The organism is Pantoea sp. SGAir0215 (genome assembly GCF_043543215.1).
The window spans coordinates 1,162,638-1,179,727 of the sequence record NZ_CP028031.1 but is presented as its reverse complement, the minus strand read 5'-3'; the positions used below and the strand labels follow the sequence as shown (position 1 = coordinate 1,179,727).

General features: G+C 46.2%; 22 protein-coding genes and 1 pseudogene. 5 read left to right on the top strand and 18 right to left on the bottom strand.

The window, feature by feature from the left end:
- Positions 1-285: 285 nt before the first annotated feature.
- Positions 286-498, top strand: a complete 213-nt coding sequence (locus C1N64_RS05580; RefSeq protein ID WP_205959126.1) for a hypothetical protein — start codon at positions 286-288, stop codon at positions 496-498.
- Positions 499-524: 26 nt separating this feature from the next.
- Here the strand turns inward: C1N64_RS05580 and C1N64_RS05575 are convergent, their stop codons facing one another.
- On the bottom strand, positions 525-1,160 hold the full coding sequence (locus C1N64_RS05575) for an HNH endonuclease (RefSeq protein ID WP_394515312.1): 636 nt from the start codon (positions 1,158-1,160) through the stop codon (positions 525-527).
- 395 nt (positions 1,161-1,555) lie between these two features.
- Positions 1,556-5,083 carry an AAA domain-containing protein gene (locus tag C1N64_RS05570; RefSeq protein WP_394515311.1) on the bottom strand — a complete coding sequence of 1,176 codons (3,528 nt, stop codon included), beginning with the start codon at positions 5,081-5,083 and terminating at the stop codon, positions 1,556-1,558.
- 868 nt (positions 5,084-5,951) lie between these two features.
- Here C1N64_RS05570 and C1N64_RS05565 point away from each other — a divergent pair.
- Positions 5,952-6,596 carry a hypothetical protein gene (locus tag C1N64_RS05565; RefSeq protein ID WP_394515310.1) on the top strand — a complete coding sequence of 215 codons (645 nt, stop codon included), beginning with the start codon at positions 5,952-5,954 and terminating at the stop codon, positions 6,594-6,596.
- 114 nt (positions 6,597-6,710) lie between these two features.
- Here the strand turns inward: C1N64_RS05565 and C1N64_RS05560 are convergent, their stop codons facing one another.
- The 16 genes and pseudogenes from C1N64_RS05560 to C1N64_RS05485 form a co-directional block, all read right to left on the bottom strand.
- On the bottom strand, positions 6,711-7,052 hold the full coding sequence (locus C1N64_RS05560; protein WP_251903801.1) for a TA system toxin CbtA family protein: 342 nt from the start codon (positions 7,050-7,052) through the stop codon (positions 6,711-6,713).
- Between the two features lie 113 nt (positions 7,053-7,165).
- A complete protein-coding gene (locus C1N64_RS05555; protein WP_224753023.1) occupies positions 7,166-7,453 on the bottom strand; it encodes a hypothetical protein in 288 nt (95 codons plus the stop codon).
- Complete coding sequence (locus C1N64_RS05550; RefSeq protein WP_142392809.1) at positions 7,440-7,643, bottom strand: TA system toxin CbtA family protein; 204 nt, start codon at positions 7,641-7,643, stop codon at positions 7,440-7,442. Before C1N64_RS05550 ends, C1N64_RS05555 begins: the two co-directional genes overlap by 14 nt.
- A gap of 27 nt (positions 7,644-7,670) precedes the next feature.
- Positions 7,671-8,021, bottom strand: a complete 351-nt coding sequence (locus C1N64_RS05545) for a type IV toxin-antitoxin system YeeU family antitoxin (protein ID WP_105177933.1) — start codon at positions 8,019-8,021, stop codon at positions 7,671-7,673.
- Positions 8,022-8,043: 22 nt separating this feature from the next.
- Entirely contained in the window at positions 8,044-8,265 is a 222-nt protein-coding gene (locus C1N64_RS05540; protein WP_035343354.1) for a DUF987 domain-containing protein, read from the bottom strand.
- Positions 8,266-8,278: 13 nt separating this feature from the next.
- A complete protein-coding gene (radC, locus tag C1N64_RS05535) occupies positions 8,279-8,761 on the bottom strand; it encodes a RadC family protein (RefSeq protein WP_035343357.1) in 483 nt (160 codons plus the stop codon).
- Between the two features lie 8 nt (positions 8,762-8,769).
- Positions 8,770-9,228: an antirestriction protein gene (locus C1N64_RS05530; RefSeq protein ID WP_090460851.1), complete on the bottom strand. Its 459-nt coding sequence runs from the start codon at positions 9,226-9,228 to the stop codon at positions 8,770-8,772.
- Between the two features lie 85 nt (positions 9,229-9,313).
- Positions 9,314-9,548, bottom strand: a pseudogene (locus C1N64_RS05525) (DUF905 domain-containing protein).
- A 77-nt stretch (positions 9,549-9,625) separates the two neighbouring features.
- Positions 9,626-10,036 carry a hypothetical protein gene (locus C1N64_RS05520; protein WP_193149470.1) on the bottom strand — a complete coding sequence of 137 codons (411 nt, stop codon included), beginning with the start codon at positions 10,034-10,036 and terminating at the stop codon, positions 9,626-9,628.
- 66 nt (positions 10,037-10,102) lie between these two features.
- Positions 10,103-10,540, bottom strand: coding sequence for a hypothetical protein (locus C1N64_RS05515; RefSeq protein WP_035343367.1), 438 nt, complete (start codon positions 10,538-10,540; stop codon positions 10,103-10,105).
- Between the two features lie 41 nt (positions 10,541-10,581).
- On the bottom strand, positions 10,582-11,118 hold the full coding sequence (locus tag C1N64_RS05510; RefSeq protein ID WP_193149471.1) for a DUF4339 domain-containing protein: 537 nt from the start codon (positions 11,116-11,118) through the stop codon (positions 10,582-10,584).
- A 25-nt stretch (positions 11,119-11,143) separates the two neighbouring features.
- Positions 11,144-11,854, bottom strand: coding sequence for a DeoR family transcriptional regulator (locus tag C1N64_RS05505; RefSeq protein ID WP_193149472.1), 711 nt, complete (start codon positions 11,852-11,854; stop codon positions 11,144-11,146).
- 208 nt (positions 11,855-12,062) lie between these two features.
- On the bottom strand, positions 12,063-12,887 hold the full coding sequence (locus tag C1N64_RS05500; protein ID WP_227448140.1) for a DUF932 domain-containing protein: 825 nt from the start codon (positions 12,885-12,887) through the stop codon (positions 12,063-12,065).
- A 95-nt stretch (positions 12,888-12,982) separates the two neighbouring features.
- Positions 12,983-13,846 (bottom strand): GTPase family protein, encoded by an 864-nt coding sequence (locus C1N64_RS05495; protein WP_394515309.1) that lies wholly within the window; start codon positions 13,844-13,846, stop codon positions 12,983-12,985.
- 99 nt (positions 13,847-13,945) lie between these two features.
- The gene (locus C1N64_RS05490) at positions 13,946-14,668 is read right to left on the bottom strand and encodes a hypothetical protein (RefSeq protein WP_394515308.1); all 723 of its coding nucleotides are present in this window, start codon (positions 14,666-14,668) and stop codon (positions 13,946-13,948) included.
- Positions 14,637-14,858 carry a hypothetical protein gene (locus C1N64_RS05485; RefSeq protein ID WP_394515307.1) on the bottom strand — a complete coding sequence of 74 codons (222 nt, stop codon included), beginning with the start codon at positions 14,856-14,858 and terminating at the stop codon, positions 14,637-14,639. The genes C1N64_RS05490 and C1N64_RS05485 overlap by 32 nt, the downstream gene beginning before the upstream one ends.
- A gap of 469 nt (positions 14,859-15,327) precedes the next feature.
- Between C1N64_RS05485 and C1N64_RS05480 the strand changes: the two genes are divergently transcribed.
- From C1N64_RS05480 to C1N64_RS05470, 3 genes are all read left to right on the top strand, one after another.
- Positions 15,328-15,915: a rolling circle replication-associated protein gene (locus tag C1N64_RS05480; protein ID WP_394515306.1), complete on the top strand. Its 588-nt coding sequence runs from the start codon at positions 15,328-15,330 to the stop codon at positions 15,913-15,915.
- A 99-nt stretch (positions 15,916-16,014) separates the two neighbouring features.
- The gene (locus C1N64_RS05475) at positions 16,015-16,221 is read left to right on the top strand and encodes a helix-turn-helix transcriptional regulator (protein WP_039055622.1); all 207 of its coding nucleotides are present in this window, start codon (positions 16,015-16,017) and stop codon (positions 16,219-16,221) included.
- Positions 16,222-16,323: 102 nt separating this feature from the next.
- Positions 16,324-16,899: a hypothetical protein gene (locus C1N64_RS05470; RefSeq protein WP_251903805.1), complete on the top strand. Its 576-nt coding sequence runs from the start codon at positions 16,324-16,326 to the stop codon at positions 16,897-16,899.
- Positions 16,900-17,090 lie beyond the last annotated feature (191 nt).

The window sequence follows — 17,090 nt, the reverse complement described above, 5'->3', positions numbered from 1 at the left end:
GAAACAAGATATCTATAATATCATGAGGAAATAGATTTTGAAGAAAAATATCATCAAAACACTCTTGTTTATTGGCTTGTTTATTTTAATCGCTTCAGTAACTTTTGAGATTACCTTCAGGTTCGGCGATGCTGACTCATTCATCTCACTCTTGGGAAAACTTTCATTCTTAGGATTTCAACAATCTTTTAACTCACTATTTGTTTTTTTGTTAATTATCTCACTTATGATTTCATCGTTATTATATTACCTCCTGACTTTAACCACAAAAAGAAAAAATAGAAGATGAAAAAGGCCATCTTAGAATTATTTAAAGATACTGCTGCATATGCAGTAATATGCTTAGCTGTTATACTACTATTCTTCTTTTACTACTTTGTCGTTCCTGATTATTGGTTTTTATGCAGCGTGTTAACAATAATAATTACAGCTATTTTAGAATTACTCCTTTCTTCAAGAAAAAAGAAGAGGAAAAAAAATCATAAAAACCAAGCTTAAAAAAGCATGAATATTTAAATTAAATATTAAATCATCATATTTTTGATCTCCTCTGGGGTAAATGGGGGATCTTTACGGTGTAGCATAGCATGACAATTTGGACAAACGGGAATAAGGTCATTTATTGGATCTGGAGAATGTTTTTCCTTAATTTCAGAAAGTGGTTTGAGATGATGAACATGGATAAATCCTTTAGCAATATCACCATAGACCGTTGACAAATCAATTTGGCATACCTTGCACTGATGACCATGATAAGCAAGAGCGGCACTACGGGCTTTTGGATCGCGCTCATATCGGTTAACCACGACTCGCATTGCGGCCCCCTCAACATATTGAGATTGGTTGGGTAGTTCATCAGGAAAAAGAAAACCCTGAGCAGGCACAGCGCGATTTTTATCTTGTATAATATTAAACCCCTGTTTTATAAGCAATCTTACGCATTTTGAATTGATACCACCAGAGAAATCTTGAGGTGTAAAATTTCTACCTGTCATTAGCGATGCGGCTATTCCAGCAATTGCTTTTGACGGATAACGACGTCCTTCAAATTCAAGTTCATAAAGTCTCGCTTCTTTAAAACTATGTGAGAATCCTTCATCATAAGCCTTGATAGCTTGAATAATAAATTCGTACGGCAGACTGTCTGGGAGTTCATTCATTTTAAAAGCTTCCTCATAGTAGTCGTAGAGCTGGCAATTTATTTGGGCAAATCTATGATAATACCCTTGCCTGATATCGATTAGGTAACGCAAAGCTTACGAGCACAGACTTGATAAAATCACCTTTTTTAAATAAGTACTATAACAATAAACTTCTATACTCCCAGATTTAAACTACAAAAATCTCACACAACACACATCATTAAAAAAATAATTTAAACTCAGCAGTTTTAGTAAAGCTTGAAACCCGCACCCAACAATACGGGTTAACCCTATCCTAAAAAATGATATATTCAGAGCAGCATGTCTATAAAAGCTTCTTTTAACTCACTTATTAGCGCCGTTTTGAAAATGACAGAACGGCTGCTGACAGGAATATAATACGAAGATATGCCTCAAATTTTCTTGAGTAAGCGTTGCTCCAGATTGGAATAAATGATCTTAATTTCATTTTTTAAAGCATCACCGACATACACCATCGATGTGTCGTAACGCTTGAAATTCTCATCACGAGATGCACTAAACCAGTTGAATGAACCGACACACAAGAGGCCTTCGTCACCAATGACTACTTTACTGTGTATGCGGTCAACAAGTCTGGTTGATATACCGAGTTCTTCTAGCTTTCCAAGAGCTTCATCAAGGCGCTGCCGTTTTTCTATCCGCTGATCATAACTGGAAGCCTGGGTATTGAAACTCTTGTCTGTCACGACTGTGATATCAATTCCGCGGGAAAGAGCACGTTTCATTGATGCCAGAAATCCGGTTTCTTCCAGCTTATGCCAGATTAACCAGGGAGAGACAATCATGATGCTGTTCCCGATTGAGTCAAACGTCTGGTTGAGAAAGGCATCATGCTCTTCTGCCCCGTGTAGGGTAGAAATCTGTGTTTGAGCAGTACTTAAATCCGGGCGTTTTTTGAACTCAAACTGCAGCGCATTATTTGCGGAAGCAAACAGGTATTTCGCCAGTAATCCTCTGGGCGAAGAGCCCGACTGGATCTCGAAGAGGTCCATATCCCCAAAGACCAGAAAACTGTCCTTAGCCCGGGAAACGGCAACGTTCAACATGCTGCTGTCACTATCAATAAATCCACCATCTTCGTGCTTCGAATATACGGGTGAGAAAAGCACGATGGAGCGTTCTGCCCCTTGCAAAGCGTGCACAGTTCCTACCGTCAGGGAATTTTCATCACCGCTACAATTAATATCCTGTTCGCGTAATGATGACTTTATGGCATTAACCTGTGCAGAAAATGGCGTCACTACACCCACCACTTTATGTAACGGTTTTCCGTAATGCGCCTCGATTTCCACTTTGTGAGCCGAAAGCCAGGCCGCTATCGTTTCAGCCTCAAAGGCGTTATAGCGACTTCCGCCATTTCTCTTTACACCTTTGCCGTCAATGTGAAGATAACCCATCGCAGGAAAAATCGTTTCTTTTTCCTCGCCTCGTTTTGGCTGCAACTTACCGTGATAACAAAGAGCGTTACAGTAACCAATAATATTGTCGAAGCAACGTCGATGCTCATACAAGTACATTCCGCGGGCAAAGTCAGGATCGTACTTATAGCGTGAGTTAAACTGAGCCACTTTCATAACACTGCCTGATGCAGCACTTTTTCCTGACTCACTCATTAAGATATAGGCTTCAGTAAGCTCCTCTTGCGTACTGCCGTGAAGGATATTCTCCTCCATCATGTTACCTATATCAATGCCTGGCAGGCTGTTCCAGATAGGGGCAATTTGTTCTGTATCACCAATTACCAAGGCTTTTTTCGCCAGTGCGAAAGACGCTGCAGCAACCTCAGGGAGGACCTGCCCCGCTTCATCGACAATCAGCAAATCGGCAAAATTGTATAAATAGTTGTCGTCAAATTTCTTATTGCCGCCTACAAACTCCCTGGTCTTCATATGGCACGGCAACATGTAGCAAGTCATCACTACACAAGGCGTGAGTTTCATTCTACGCTGCCAGCGTGCTTTAACACTTTTTGCCCCAGGACTTTTTTTTTCTTTTTGAAGATTATCAATCCCGTCCATATCCATTAGCCAGCGGCCTTCCCAGTAATGGGTTGCCAGTAAGAACGCAGGGAAACGGATCCCTGTATCCGCCAGCTCATCCGCTTTGGACAAGGTCACTTCATCTGCATCTGAGTGCCCTAATGAATATGTCAGCTCGCGCCAGCGCTGAGATGCTTCGCTTTCGCGTCTGGAGATGTCCTGGGCTAGTTCAATCTCCTTTTGGTAACCCGCCTGTTCTTTAGACGCTTGTGAAATTAAACCTTCTATAAATGCGTCAATATCTTCAGGCAGTGCTCCCTCAAATGCCATCATCTTTGCGCCAAACAATTCATCTAAAAAGAGGTTCATTTGATATTGGCGTTTAGTCCGAACGACAGGCAGCCAGGAGAAAAGCGCATATAACACGGACTCATTCGCACGATATTGCTGCCACTGCTTTTTACCCTGGTTCAAAAGCGAGATGTCATTCGTACTGTTAAGCAGTAACGCATTTTTATCTTCAATGTACTGGTCGAGATCTTCGCTGATGGCATCCCGCTCACGGCGAACCGCATTCAGCCTGTTCCATGCCGGCTCGATTTGCTTAAGCTGATGAGACATCTCAGTTAAACGCTTATGCAAAAGATTTATAGCCTGCTCTGGTGAACTGCATTCCTCGTTCGGAAACGCAGCCTTTGCCTTCTCCAGATAAAAAACTCTGGCGTCTTCAACATATTCGAGGGATTCAACACGATTAAAAAAATCTTCCGTCTGGTATTTTTTTACAGCGTCGGCTCTTTGAGTGGAAGACGGATAAAACGCGCCAAAACTGGTCACGTCGGGTAACCAACGCCCCGCCATTATCCCGGTACCAGAACCAAAATCTTTACCGAACGCTTCAATGATGTTGGTTACAGCCTGGTTATTGGTCGACGTAGCAATAACTACAGGCGGTTCACTCTTATTAAGCGCAGCCCTGGCCCATTCGGTCGCAATAATGGAAAGCACCAGCGTAGTCTTACCGGTTCCCGGAGGACCGTTAACAGCGAGTATATCGCCCGGTTGCTGGGTCAGGTAATGACTCAAAGCATCACGTTGTGCCAGAGCCAGCGGAAATGTATCGCCAGAATGCCCAAGACGGTCGCTAAACATGGCGTTGTCAGGCAGAAGTGGTTCTAATGGGAGCATTGCATTAGAGGCAAAGCGCGATAACAACGGCACTTCTTTTTTGCTCACCAACAGATGATCATACATAGGCAGAAGATGCTTTGTTGCCCCACCTGGCTTGTTTGCTTTGATTACATAGCCATATTCAGCCAGTTCATATTGCTCGTGGGATTCAATCCATTCTTTAGCAACATTTTCAAGAAGATCTTCTGACTCTTTACGATATTTTTCCCATAAGTTTTTGTATCGTTCATATCGCTTTTCACGCTGCTCATCCGTTTCCGCGTGGTGCTCATGCTCATCATCCACACCAAAGGTGGTTGAGTCATGTGTTGTTCTGTATTTGTCATAATTCGCCATCTCACCGATTGAAAATGTACCTTTGGGAAGTGGCTCAATCAGGTCACGCGGAATGGTGGTCGGTGCGTTGGGAAACAAAAAACCTTCGCGGTTCAGGAGAGCAGAAGTGACCAGTGGCGTGACGAACTCTGGTGCGCCTGCAGTCCGCTCTTTGCCATGCTTCAACAGCCGGATAAATACCCGAGGCCGTAAAAGCACCTCAACGGTTTTAACGTCTTCATCTTCATCCTCAAAAAACGCACGGACTGTTTCATCCTTCAGCCTTGCTGAGTTAATGTTCGTCCATCTGGTGAATGGCTCTACATCCTTACTAGCAAAAGCACCTTTGCCCGACTCTGCATCAGCCAGAGAGTTACGCCAGTATGAAGTGAATCCTTTAGTGTTACTGTCCATCCCGCATCCCGCAACTTAAGTCAAATTATTGATTTGATAGATATAAACGCACCTTATGATTAAGCATTGTCCACGATGTGAGCGCGAGTGCAATGATTTGTTTGTGTTATGCACATATAAAACTTATTTGTCCAAAACGCCCTTTAAATTTGGCTTATCTAACCAGAGCATGACGCGTACTGTGATCTGGACGAAAATTCGTTTTATGTTTTCTGCTCTTTTATTTATAAATTTTTATATACAGTAAGCATAGAGTATTGAACGTAAGGATTATAAATTCTCTCGAAAAAAATCTGTATTTATTAATCAATTCAGAGGATAAAAATTAATAAAATGAGTTTTTCTTTTTATATTTCTCCCTTAAGATTTACAGCCTAAAATTTTTGGCATTGCTCTTCATTTTTTTAATTTTCACTAATGTAAAATAAGAAAATCCAGTTACTCAGCTCACGATCCTAACGGGCCCTCTGAACTACACAGAGTATAAAAATCATGGTACATACTGAATTAAAAAAATAGAAAGTCTTCAAATATGAATGGTGCGAAGGCCGGACTCGAATTTCAACATTAATCAACTGAATTTTAAGTGATTAACATCTGGATAATTGATGTTATATACTTACATGTATACTCAACTGCTTCCCCCTCTAAAATCAGCGTAGTAACATAACGCCCTGAATCATCTAAACGATGACACAGTAATCATACCATCCTTAATAATTTCAGCTGGGAATATTTTTCTTTCCTAGACAGATTTAACAACTAGCACTTACATAGCAAAACTAATGCTTCTTGCCTCACTCTGGAAAAAACTCCTGCAAAAAATCAATCTGTTATCTCCAGTTCATTTAAGATTAAGAGGAGAAAGATGATGTTCACATTGGTAAAAGATTTGCTCAATATTCCAGTTATCACAAGCGTCACCCTTGCCATTCTCGCCGCAATTGCGAAAAAGTATGTCCACTTCAGCCGACGGGATTTCTTTTCTCGCTCTCCTTTAGAGCAGATCGAAGCTGTTAAATGGTTAAGGCACTCAAAACCACCATCTTCAGACCCACTAGATGTGGCTGAACAACAATTCCGCCTTCTATCTTTAGGTCTACATAGGGACAGAGATTTATCCTACAGGCTTGTGGCTTTTCATTCCAGCCACTCTCAAACCTATATTCAATCACTCAAAGCGGTATTACGTTGGCCGGGATTATATGATATCAACGATGGCAAGATATACCCCCATAGTCATTTGAAGTGGCCTCTACCACTCATGCTTATTTTTATACTGACCATTATGGGTTCAGAGATAATTAAAAGGTATTCAAGTGAAGATGTCAGTCAGTTTATTTTCTTTCTAACTGTCACCTTAGCTACTCTTATTCCATGGTTTTGGATGTTATCCTGTATTCTCAAGATATTCGGCATCAGTAAAAAACTGAACACATACGTTCCACCAGTCATTGATGCTGAAACCGATAAAGAGGATTTCAGTTCAATCATTAATAATAAATATCCTTAAAACTAGCTATACTTTGTAAAAGCAATCGCACCTGCCAATAGTGGCAGGTGCGATGTATGTTATATAAATTTGGTGAAGACTGGTGATTTTAGTCAGGAATGCTGCTCGGGCCTCTCACAATAGAGCATCATTAAGACTTCGTCGTAACAAGCCAGTTGCCTGTCGTGCTCGCAGAATATCAACGGCCCGAAGATAAGGTGATTGTTCTTGCCAACTAAACCCTCTGCGATCGATACGTACCAGTTCGTACTTATCTACCAAGAAGTTAACCGCGTCGGTGAGAGTGATACCGGCATCAATATGTTCCTGAATAACCCGTTCTTCACTAAAAGGCGTGTCGTTTAATGTCAGTCCATAATGCTGTTGCAGCACACGAGCCAAAAGCATTTGCCAGATAGTCACAGGCGGCAGGCAAGGCTTAGCCCCTCGGTTATTTAATAAAGGTAAGCTTTTCATAACGAACTCTCAGATGGGTGAATAGAAGTTAATGTCTTGAGGAGTAAATAATGATGAGGATAAAATTGCCAGACTGTCAGAAAGACAATGCTGTCAATCCTATAAAAGTAATATCAATCAAATAGTTGATTACAGTCCACGCATTCATAGCGTTCGAATATGACGCCATCCAGTGCGGCCCCTGCCACAGCACCTGCGGTTGCTCCAGCGATAAATCGGCCCAATAATGCCCCCATCGCTGCACCAGCAAGGGTGCCAACAACAGGAATGGCTGAACCAATGGCAGCCCCACTTAAAGCCCCTGATACACCGCCAGCAACAGCGCCCCCTTTCTTGCCGGTATGACGCTCCCGAACTCGGTGGGAGTTACATACTGGGCAACGAATGTTATTTTTCATCATAATTTCCTTCTGTGTTTGGGTAAGTTCCAGCTTCGTTTTTCAAAATAACGTTTTCATCATTGAATAATGTGCCGCTCAACGTCAGCCCACAGGACTGTAACAGCAGGCTTATCAGTAACATTAGCCAGACACCCCCAGGCAGTGGATATGGCATCGTCACCCGCCGGATTGTTTCAGGTAAGATTTTCATTTTTTTTCTCGCGTGAATTAAAAAGGTTTAACGTTTTGTGGGGTAAATGACGATGTAGACGTAGCCATGCGAACCAAGAGTATCCGCTTCGCATGTCAGCCCCTTCACATACAGCATGACGCTGTGCTGGTGGCGGGGATTAAGTTCGCCGCTGGTGAGCATTAGTTCCATCTGTTTCATCAGTACCGGAAAGTCCTGGTCCAGATGGCATAACTCTGCATCATTGAATGTCCCGGCGATGCTGGTACGGTCAGCCAGGTAATGCAGGCAGTTGCCTTCCTGGACCAGCCGTGCGCCAAAGCACGGGGTGATATCGCGTTTCAGTCCCCACCAAGGCGCTTTCGTGTGGTTGCTTGCTGTCGGTGTTTTATTCGACAATGTAGCGCTCCTTAAATATGAGTTAATTCAGCGTGACACAACGCAGGGCCACATACGGGCCGTTGAAGTCCTGACGTCGTTCGGCGTATACCGCCAGTACCCCGCTAATATCCTGCACCTCGCGCCCGGCGTAGTGGCAGATGCTGCCGGACCACTTATATTTCCCTTTGCAAAACCGAAATAAGCGGGACTGCGGATGCTGACTGTAGATTGTCATCGCTTGACGCTTGCTGATGATATTCATCACTGTTTTCTCCTTATAGCCAGCCGCGTTCGGCAAACGAGACAATCTCGATCCCGCCGACAATCAGATGGTCCAACAGGTGGATGTCCACCAGGGCAAGTGCCTGCATAAGGCGCAGCGTGATGGTTTTATCTGCCTGGCTGGGTGTGGGGTCACCGGAAGGATGGTTGTGGGCGATAATCACCGTCGCCGCATTGAAGTACAGGGCCCGCTTGACCACCTCGCGAGGATGTATCTCGGTACTGTTAATTGTGCCGGTGAATAGTGTTTCATGGGCAATCAACTGGTTCTGCTGGTTCAGGTACAGCACTATAAACTCTTCGCGCTCTAGTCCAGCCATTTTCAGTTTCAGCCAGTCACGGGCAGCCTGAGTGGAGGTGAATGCCACGCCTGTTTCGCGCAGGTGTCGGTCAAGCAGCGCTAAAGCGCGTTTTACCGTGCGTTGTGCGGTTAGTGGAAGGACCGGAGTCAGTGGGATAAGTGACTGTTCCATCATGGGTATCCTTAATCAATAATGCGAAAAATGGCGTGGGATTCAGGGTGCTGCAGGGCGTAATCCCGCAGGCGGTAATAGTGCTCAGTCATGGCGTCACACTCCGTGCGGCAGGCGTGGTGGCTGTACGCGAGGAGACAGACGGCTATCCCGGCAGCTTCCGCGCTTATTTCCGCACCATTGCCGTTCACGTTGTTGAACAGATGCCATTTATCGTCACTGTCAGTATCAGGGGCCATAAACGCCCCGCCATTGCTGAGCGTGTAAAAAGACCAGATACCACCGCTGTACTCATCACAGAAGCGGTCCATCCAGGCGAAAATACGGGGTTCCAGCGTTATCCACTGCGGGATAGAGCCAAAGTGCTGCAGCCAGAAATCGAGACGCTGCTCGTCAGGTACTGGTGTTACAGTAAGGTCAAATTGAGACTCATTAGCGGATATCAATTCGCGTTGAGTTTGTGTCGTCATGGATATTCTCCGTCAATAAAAACGCCAGCGACGATGGCTGCCGTATGGGAAATAAAGGACATGCAGGGATGATGAATGAGTGTGGTCAGGAGGAGGATGCTCTGAGGATGCCTGACTTGCGGATATAACGGTTAAGCCCTTACCGGCATCAGGTTCAAAGCACCACGCCCGCCAGCCCTTAGACCTTCAGAGTCACGAACCACCAGGCGGAAGTGGCTACTCTGGTCATCTTCAATGCTGAGGTTGTGATACCGGCGGGTAACCGCTTCGGCCTGCTGTCGGGTAAACGGTCCCGGTGGCAGCATGTGAGATTCAGGCATTCGGTGTACCTTAAAAACAAAAGCCCCTGACGCAGATGCGTCAGGGGCTGTGGGAGTTTGCATGTGTGGTGGGATTGTCAGTAACCGGTTTGCACCTTATACAGCCGCAGGGTTTTGCTGCCCCGTACAATTTTCACATACAGGGCATTATCTTTCGTGCCACGCACAAAACCGGCCTGCACATCGCCCTTACAGTCACCACCATCGTAAGGAATGTTGACACCGGTCTGGCGCACGAGGTCGATAACCCCGAAGCTTAAGTCTTCACAGGCCGGGCCCGGCAGGTCGTGAATCAGAGCAAATTTATGGTCGTCGCTTAAACCGGTCAGTGAGCACATGGAGGTGTTGATGTCATTTCCCTGGCACCAGTACTCCTGGCCGGGATTGTCTTTATCCATCAGGCTTGCCGGAAGTTGAGCGGCACCGGCACTAAATGTGGCAAGTGACAGAATGAGGGCGGGTACAGCAGATGTCATTATTTTCAGCATGGTTTTCTTCCTGAATTAATCCAGCCCGCTGTCGGGCAAAATGAGGTAGATTGGTATCGGGTGTTATCAGAAGCGCCGGTAGCGAAACAGCTCTTTGCCCTGATAAAGTGCCACCAGGTCGTCATATTCCGGCTTCTTCTGGTTGGGCTTAAAGGTCACTATCGTGCCCGGACGGCACAGGTCTTTTACGGTGAGCCCAAATTTCTTGTCCGGAGTAATGGTGAATCCCTTCGACACATCGTTGTGCATGATGGTTATCCAGCCCCACAGGCCGCCTTCGCAGCCTTTAAAAGGTGCTGAACGCACCGTGACCATCACGCCCAGACGATCAACAGACATGGCTTCGCATTTCCCGGTAACCTGGCGATGCGCATCACACCAGAAAATTTTCCCGTTGTTGTCACTGACGGCTGCAGGGAGCGTCCGGTTATAAGGCTGGGCCTGAGCTCCTGCACAGAGCAGCAGGCTGCCTGTAATGCTCAGTATCTTAAGCAGTGTTTTCATTATGTTATTCCTCAAGAGGGGAGATATCCGCAGGTGATGGTTCAGGCCACCACAGTCAGAATTAACATCAACAACCATACCCAGAAGTAAGCTGGTTTCTGCCCAAGGGTTTTCGCCCGTCGCCACAGATAGAATGGCACCAACCAAGCCAGTTTACCGAACGTGGTGGTATCCACTCCGGCCTTACGCAGACGTCGTTCATCGAGATACCCCAGAGCGATATTGAGCAGCAGCGTGATAAACCAGTACTCCCCGTCCGAGACAGCCTCATATGCCTCGTCAAAAGACATTCCGTTCAGCCCAGCCGTCCACAGCTCAAGCGCATAACCAATGAAGGGAGCAATTGCCAGCGTCCATACCACTCCACCCGGAATGCGGTTTCCTGGTAATGCTGGTGGAGTTGTGCTGTGGAGCAGCGCCGAAGCCAGCGGGGTTGCGGAGATTGGCTGCCACTCAGTCATACCCTGTCGCCATACCAAAGTGGATGCAGTCAGTTCACCGCGCATAATCAGGCCGGTGATGTCGTCTTCAGTCACATTGTCGTGACGTATGCCATTTTTCTCGTAATGCCAGATCATTGTTTTTCCTTCTTAACAGAGGTAATTAAATCAGTATGTTGACTGGATCCTCCTCAGAGGGCCCAGGAGACAGGGCTTCGCGGATATAGCTGAAGTGCGGAAGAGCCCGGATAAAGCCCGCCTGTGTGGTTAACTGGCTGAGACGTTTTAGCGGGGTGAACGTGGTGTTGAGTACTGTCACCGCATGGATGTTCGCCAGAGGATGCACGGTGATATACCCGTTAAGTTCACCGGTGAGGTACCAGCAGCCGTCGAATGAAATCAGTCGGTACGGGGCCAGCCCGTCACAGCGCTCTCCCTCGGCCAGCAGCAGTACCCGCTGGCAGGCAGTAATGGCACTGACGAGGCGGTAAAACACCAGCGAGCTGGCCGGTGACACTGACTGTGGGGGTTGCCACACCAGACAGGGCATCCCTCCTGCGGTGAGCAGCATGCCTGCCAGACGCCGGTCCAGCCCCGGAAAAATATCGGCCAGTCCTGCCCGGTGAGCAAAAGTCAGCGCATCCAGCTCGCCCTGTACGCCCCCACCGGTGCTGCGCAGGCGGCATTGCCCCCGTCGATACTCAAGGTCGAGGTACATCAGCCGTTCGCGAAAATCCCGTCGCAGGGTGCGGACTGACACACCAAACTCTGCAGCCAGCCGCGCCATGTTCAGCGTTTCACCTGCAACCAGGCGGCTGATTATCAGTGACAGCCTGACAGCCAGCCGGTCATGACGGCGCTCTGCCTGTGTCATCTTAAATCTCCGTAATAGTTAACTGCCTGAATATGAAATGATTCTAAAGAGGGGGGCGGACAGGGTATGGACATGGAATGAACTATTTTTTATCTGCCACCGGAAGCAGGCCCGACGCGGCACATCGTGAAATGCGGTGAAAAAACACTCAATCCAGTGGAGGTAAAACGGACAGGGAGTGTCCTTTCCTAACATGCTGATAACAAGCTCAGGACTGAAACCCACTCAGCATCGCTTCAGCCATCACCCAGAGAGCCCGGTTGAGCTTCACATCTCCGTCGATACCACGCACGGCGCGGGTATGCGTTCGCCCGCCTTTCGCACTCCGACCACTGAGCCCGCCCTTAATCAGGTTCTCTTGAATACGCTGATATGTGGTCCACAGATCATTGCTCTCATCCTGCCAGCGGCGTGGGGAGAGTATCTGAGGTGCTGTCACTGGCTGGTGGTCCTCACCGAAACGGTACATCAGTGCAGCCTGTGCCAGAGCATGTTGTGCAGGTGGCGGCAGCATCAGCGACTGCATGGCATCCCGCTTCTCTTCCACACGGTCAAAAATACCCAGCACTTCATACGCCCCCTCAATCACCTGACTCACGACATCTCCTTTGTGCGGCACACGCACCTCTCCAAACGACTCACCGCAGACAAGCCCGTTCTGGCATACCGCGCGGAATAATCCCGGCAGCATCTGATACGAGCTGGTGCCGTCATGAGAGTTGAGCAGAATGATTTCCGGGACTTGCTTGCCGGTAATTTGTCCCTCCCGACGCAGGCGCAGCATGTGCTTTGTGTGCTCGCGGCGACCTGGGTCACGCACTCTGGTCTGACAGGCAAAGAAGGGCTGAAAGCCTTCGCGCTGCAGGCTGTCCAGCAGAGAGATGGTGGGTATATATGTGTACCGTTCACTGCGAGATTCGTGTTTGTCCTCACTGAAAACACTGGGCACTACACGAAATAGCTCTTCGCGGGTTAACGGACGGTCACGACGGATAAGATTTGATGCGCCAAAGCGCGAAGCCAGACGGGTCATAAGCAGACTCCTCATGATGGGAAAATAAAGACAGAAAAGCCCTACCGCTCAATCGCGGCAGGGCTTAGGAAACTACGGGTTAGAAGGGTTAATGTTCAGAAGAAGAAGTTCCAGACTGCACGAGCGACCGATACCACGATGTCGCTTACAGACTTGATGACAGTCCGAACCGGGGCCGGTATCAGGGGCATGGAACTTACTGTGTCCAACACCGAGCCGTCCGTTTCACCAAAATCGTCACGGGCTTTTTTATTAATGGCATCGGTACGAAGTGGATCACTAAGCTGTACCGCCACCGGACTACTGGCCTCCCGCGGCAGGCAATGAATCATCCTTTCAGCCATTACCCGCAGCCCCCATTGCAAACGTACCGACACCGCACAGACAGGATTTACAGGTTGGAACAACTCATGCAGTAGACAGATTTTGCGGCTGATATTTTGTTTCTGCTCTGTAGACAGCTTTTCACCACCGCTGGTGGGTTCAACCTTGTCGGACTGACTGATAACAAACAACACCTTATGCCGGTATGCTTCACCAATCACCTGCCGGTAAAAATGTTCATCCACCGCTAGTGCTCGATCATCGGCCTTAATCAACCACAGCACCAGGTCGAGCCGGGGAAGTTGTTCACGGTAGAGTGCGGCATATTCAGCATCCCGGAGTTCAGACTCTCCAACACCGGGTAGGTCCATAATTGTCATAAAGCGTTTGCCGAGCTGCAGGCGAAACTGCAGTGGTTTTCGAGTACATGCCGCCACATCACTGACCGGTGATATATCCCCAGCAAACAGGGCATTACACAGGCTGCTCTTGCCTGCTCCGGTTTTCCCCATAATGCCTATTACAGGCTCGTAGTGGGTTAACTGATTTATCTGCTGCAGAATGCGTTCAGAGACCCACTGGGGCAGGCCGGAAAGCGGTTGCTGCAGTGACTGCAGACCGTCAAATTGTTTCATTATTGCTCCTCCGAAAAAAGTATACAAAAACGGCAGAACTAAGAGGTTCTGCCGTTAATGGGATATGTTCAGAGTGATGATATATATCTGTGATCTTTTTTAATTCCCCCAACTTTTCAGTTTAGCTTTTGCGTATGCATCATTGATCAGCATCTCAATCAATTCATTGATTTTCATTTCATTTTGGCTTGCCAGATAATCAAGTTGTCTCTTACAATCTTTGCTAATATAGGTATTGAGTACTTTTTTGTTTGCAACACTATCTCTGAATTTTTTCTGGCCCCATGCTTTTTTTGTTTTTATAATAAACAACTCACCTTCAGCATCGGATTTATTCTCAACCCATTGATCAAAGATTGAGTGAACTTTCAGATTCAAATTTTTTTTAAACCAAAAATCCACATTACCATTAATCATTTTGTTCTTATAGAAGTAAGACATCACCCACTGATAATCTGCCAAGCATTTAGCATCATATCTGGCTGATGAGAACCAAAACGGATTGCCAAATTTTTTCTGTATACGGAGCCAAGAGTTTCTCAAACGCTCTAAGTTTGAGCGGATATGGTTAAAGCTTGATACACGACATTGATGGTCTATCAAAAGAATTAACCCGTCATAATTTACGCCACTCTTATCAGAATCAAGGCTCCATTCAGGTAAAGTGATATCAAGGAGAGAGGGGGTATTATTATTTGCATATAGCTTATATTCAGCATGAATATAATTAGCAACAAATGACAACGAACGTTCACAATCAATCCACTCAAGTTCACTAAAAGGTATTAACTTACCCCTCAACCTCTCGCCTACTCTTTTCAAAGAAATCTTCCGCACTCCTATACTTAAGCATTTCTTTTTTATTCATATATTTAATACAAGACTCTTTGAAAAGATTAGCATCACCTATTCTTTCCACTAATTCACGAGACTCATCAACATGCATTAATGCTGAGCGGAAGATATCCCAGTAAAGCCATAAATTTACTCTTTCCGTCCAGAGACTGGTCACTCGTTTTCCTGCACTCATCATAACCTCAAACGTAACAACAATCGTAGAACAAGCCGTAGCACTCTACGTAGTATACTACGTTATTTTTTTGACTATCATAAGCCTCTACACCTGTACTTCATGCCTTGATTTCAATCATACCGGAGAAAATTTGACCTAAGTCATGTAGAGCGCCTCCCCGGAAATACTGAAAATTGTCTCTGCGCCCCCCCCCCCCAACGACAGCCAAGGGTAACAGGTTGTATGAATGTAAAAACTGTAGGAAAACGGAGACGTCTATCAGGTTAAAACATAATTAAGGTTAATTGGTATTATAGAGAGTAGATCTCAATTGATAGACATCTAACATCCCAACCACGGGGTGATACATCTCCGTAAAAAGTGACTAAAACCTGCTTTGCAGGCATCCTTTATGAGACAAAAAAACAGATATACCAATTCCTTTGAATTCATCCAAAGGAACAGATCAATGCAAAAACATTACCCACATCTAAAGAAAATCACCCCTAATGATTTTCTGCTGAATATGATCAATCACCATCTTAATCAGATTCTGGCATGTCACTCCAAAATACTGGCGTTCCGAATGGATTTTGATTACCAGCGAGGTACTAACAGATTTATTCGTAATTCCTCATTTGAGATACAGGATGACCTCAGAGAACTCACTCAGGCGATGACGAACCTTCCTGGCGTCATTGGTATTTTCTGGGTACTGGAATGGGCATCAGAAGGAGCAGTTCATGCCCATGCGATTTTCTATCTTAATGCTCAGGAACATCAGAAGTCATTCCCGTTCATTTTACAGACAGGAGAACTGTGGCATCAGATTACCCATGGGGAGGGAAAATACCAACGATGCAGGCCAAATGAATATCATCAGGACAATATTAACAATATTGTTGAATATCACAACAACGAAGCCATAGACAGCCTGAGACGTATAGCCAGCTATTTGACAAAAGAAGACCAGAAAAATGGTTATCCGATCTGGGGATGCAATGAGGTTCCACCACCTGCACGACAGGGTAGACCCAGAAAATATATACCATGCTAATACTATTTTTTACGGCACCACCGGTACCTATGCCGGAGCGGGATAGTAACAATAATAAGACCTTCTCCGGTTTCCATTCAGATACCGGAGAATAAAATCATGACTATTCAAATTTCCCTGCTCGAAGACCAGTTCATCGATATGGCATTCATTACGCAACTCACTCAGTTGACCGATAAATGGTTTTACAAACTTATTAAGGACGGTAAGTTTCCAAAACCCACCAAATTTGGTCGCAGCTCCCGTTGGCGGAAAAGTGAAGTTGAAGCCTGGCTTCAGGCGAGAATCGACGAATCACGCAGCTAGATACCTCTTCTTACATATCACTTTCCTGACAGGCAGACTCTTTATCCGCTCATTGCGGGGGTTTGCGGCTGCCTATCATTCAGTATTCAGGGATAATTCACCATGAAAGAGACAAAGACGCGATATGACAGTTTGTTAATCAGCTATCAACGTTGGCTAAACGGGTTCACAAAACTGGCCATCATGAATGGCATGTGTCACCCCAATATCCAGGCCAGCCACCATCTGATGGTGGGCAGTCTGTACTTTCCCGGCGCGGGGCAGATGACTGCCGTGGTACCTCAATGCCTTTACCGACTGATTTACGGAAGTCAGCATCCGGAGCCAGTGTCGGTTGTGACTGATATGCAAATCAACCTTGAGACAAAGCAAAAAACTTTACTTCACCACCCAATGCTGGAAGGGATATTGCTGAGTGAATGTATCCGCCTGAAGCAGCGTCCGCTGGCGAATAAGCTGATTAGCCTGCTACAACAATTCAGTTCACCGGAGTATCGGCACAAGCTGGTCTGGCTGTGTTGGTACGATTTGATGATGGGGGCGACGCTGGAAGACTGGCTGGATAACCTGAAACGTAAGGCACCTGAAGCTCTAGGCTTGTGGCTGGTTGGACGGCAGGAGGAAAACATATCTCTCACGCAAATGATGGATGAATATCTGCTATTTACCGGCCACTAATATCAGTTCCGATTTGTGCCGAAGTGCTTTCTGTCACCATGCTGACTCACTGATAAAGGCGACAGACCCTCCATAACCACAAACAACTCCTCGATAGTCAGCACTACTCGGATTATGATTAAGATCGCTTGATATAGCTCTCGCAAAGTAGACAGGTGCGTAAAGCTACAAGCTTTTTTAAAGCAACATTG

Bases quoted from the DNA above. Each gene is read 5' to 3' on its own strand.
- C1N64_RS05515 (WP_035343367.1), bottom strand. From the start codon at position 10,540: ATGAAAACACTGCTTAAGATACTGAGCATTACAGGCAGCCTGCTGCTC.
- C1N64_RS05475 (WP_039055622.1), top strand. From the start codon at position 16,015: ATGACTATTCAAATTTCCCTGCTCGAAGACCAGTTCATCGATATGGCA.
- C1N64_RS05470 (WP_251903805.1), top strand. From the start codon at position 16,324: ATGAAAGAGACAAAGACGCGATATGACAGTTTGTTAATCAGCTATCAA.
- C1N64_RS05555 (WP_224753023.1), bottom strand. From the start codon at position 7,453: ATGATGAAAAATAACATTCGTTGCCCAGTATGTAACTCCCACCGAGTT.
- C1N64_RS05580 (WP_205959126.1), top strand. From the start codon at position 286: ATGAAAAAGGCCATCTTAGAATTATTTAAAGATACTGCTGCATATGCA.
- radC (WP_035343357.1), bottom strand. From the start codon at position 8,761: ATGATGGAACAGTCACTTATCCCACTGACTCCGGTCCTTCCACTAACC.
- C1N64_RS05505 (WP_193149472.1), bottom strand. From the start codon at position 11,854: ATGACACAGGCAGAGCGCCGTCATGACCGGCTGGCTGTCAGGCTGTCA.
- C1N64_RS05570 (WP_394515311.1), bottom strand. From the start codon at position 5,083: ATGGACAGTAACACTAAAGGATTCACTTCATACTGGCGTAACTCTCTG.
- C1N64_RS05500 (WP_227448140.1), bottom strand. From the start codon at position 12,887: ATGACCCGTCTGGCTTCGCGCTTTGGCGCATCAAATCTTATCCGTCGT.
- C1N64_RS05565 (WP_394515310.1), top strand. From the start codon at position 5,952: ATGATGTTCACATTGGTAAAAGATTTGCTCAATATTCCAGTTATCACA.
- C1N64_RS05495 (WP_394515309.1), bottom strand. From the start codon at position 13,846: ATGAAACAATTTGACGGTCTGCAGTCACTGCAGCAACCGCTTTCCGGC.
- C1N64_RS05510 (WP_193149471.1), bottom strand. From the start codon at position 11,118: ATGATCTGGCATTACGAGAAAAATGGCATACGTCACGACAATGTGACT.
- C1N64_RS05575 (WP_394515312.1), bottom strand. From the start codon at position 1,160: ATGAATGAACTCCCAGACAGTCTGCCGTACGAATTTATTATTCAAGCT.
- C1N64_RS05480 (WP_394515306.1), top strand. From the start codon at position 15,328: ATGCAAAAACATTACCCACATCTAAAGAAAATCACCCCTAATGATTTT.
- C1N64_RS05550 (WP_142392809.1), bottom strand. From the start codon at position 7,643: ATGAAAATCTTACCTGAAACAATCCGGCGGGTGACGATGCCATATCCA.
- C1N64_RS05530 (WP_090460851.1), bottom strand. From the start codon at position 9,228: ATGACGACACAAACTCAACGCGAATTGATATCCGCTAATGAGTCTCAA.
- C1N64_RS05520 (WP_193149470.1), bottom strand. From the start codon at position 10,036: ATGCTGAAAATAATGACATCTGCTGTACCCGCCCTCATTCTGTCACTT.
- C1N64_RS05540 (WP_035343354.1), bottom strand. From the start codon at position 8,265: ATGAATATCATCAGCAAGCGTCAAGCGATGACAATCTACAGTCAGCAT.
- C1N64_RS05560 (WP_251903801.1), bottom strand. From the start codon at position 7,052: ATGAAAAGCTTACCTTTATTAAATAACCGAGGGGCTAAGCCTTGCCTG.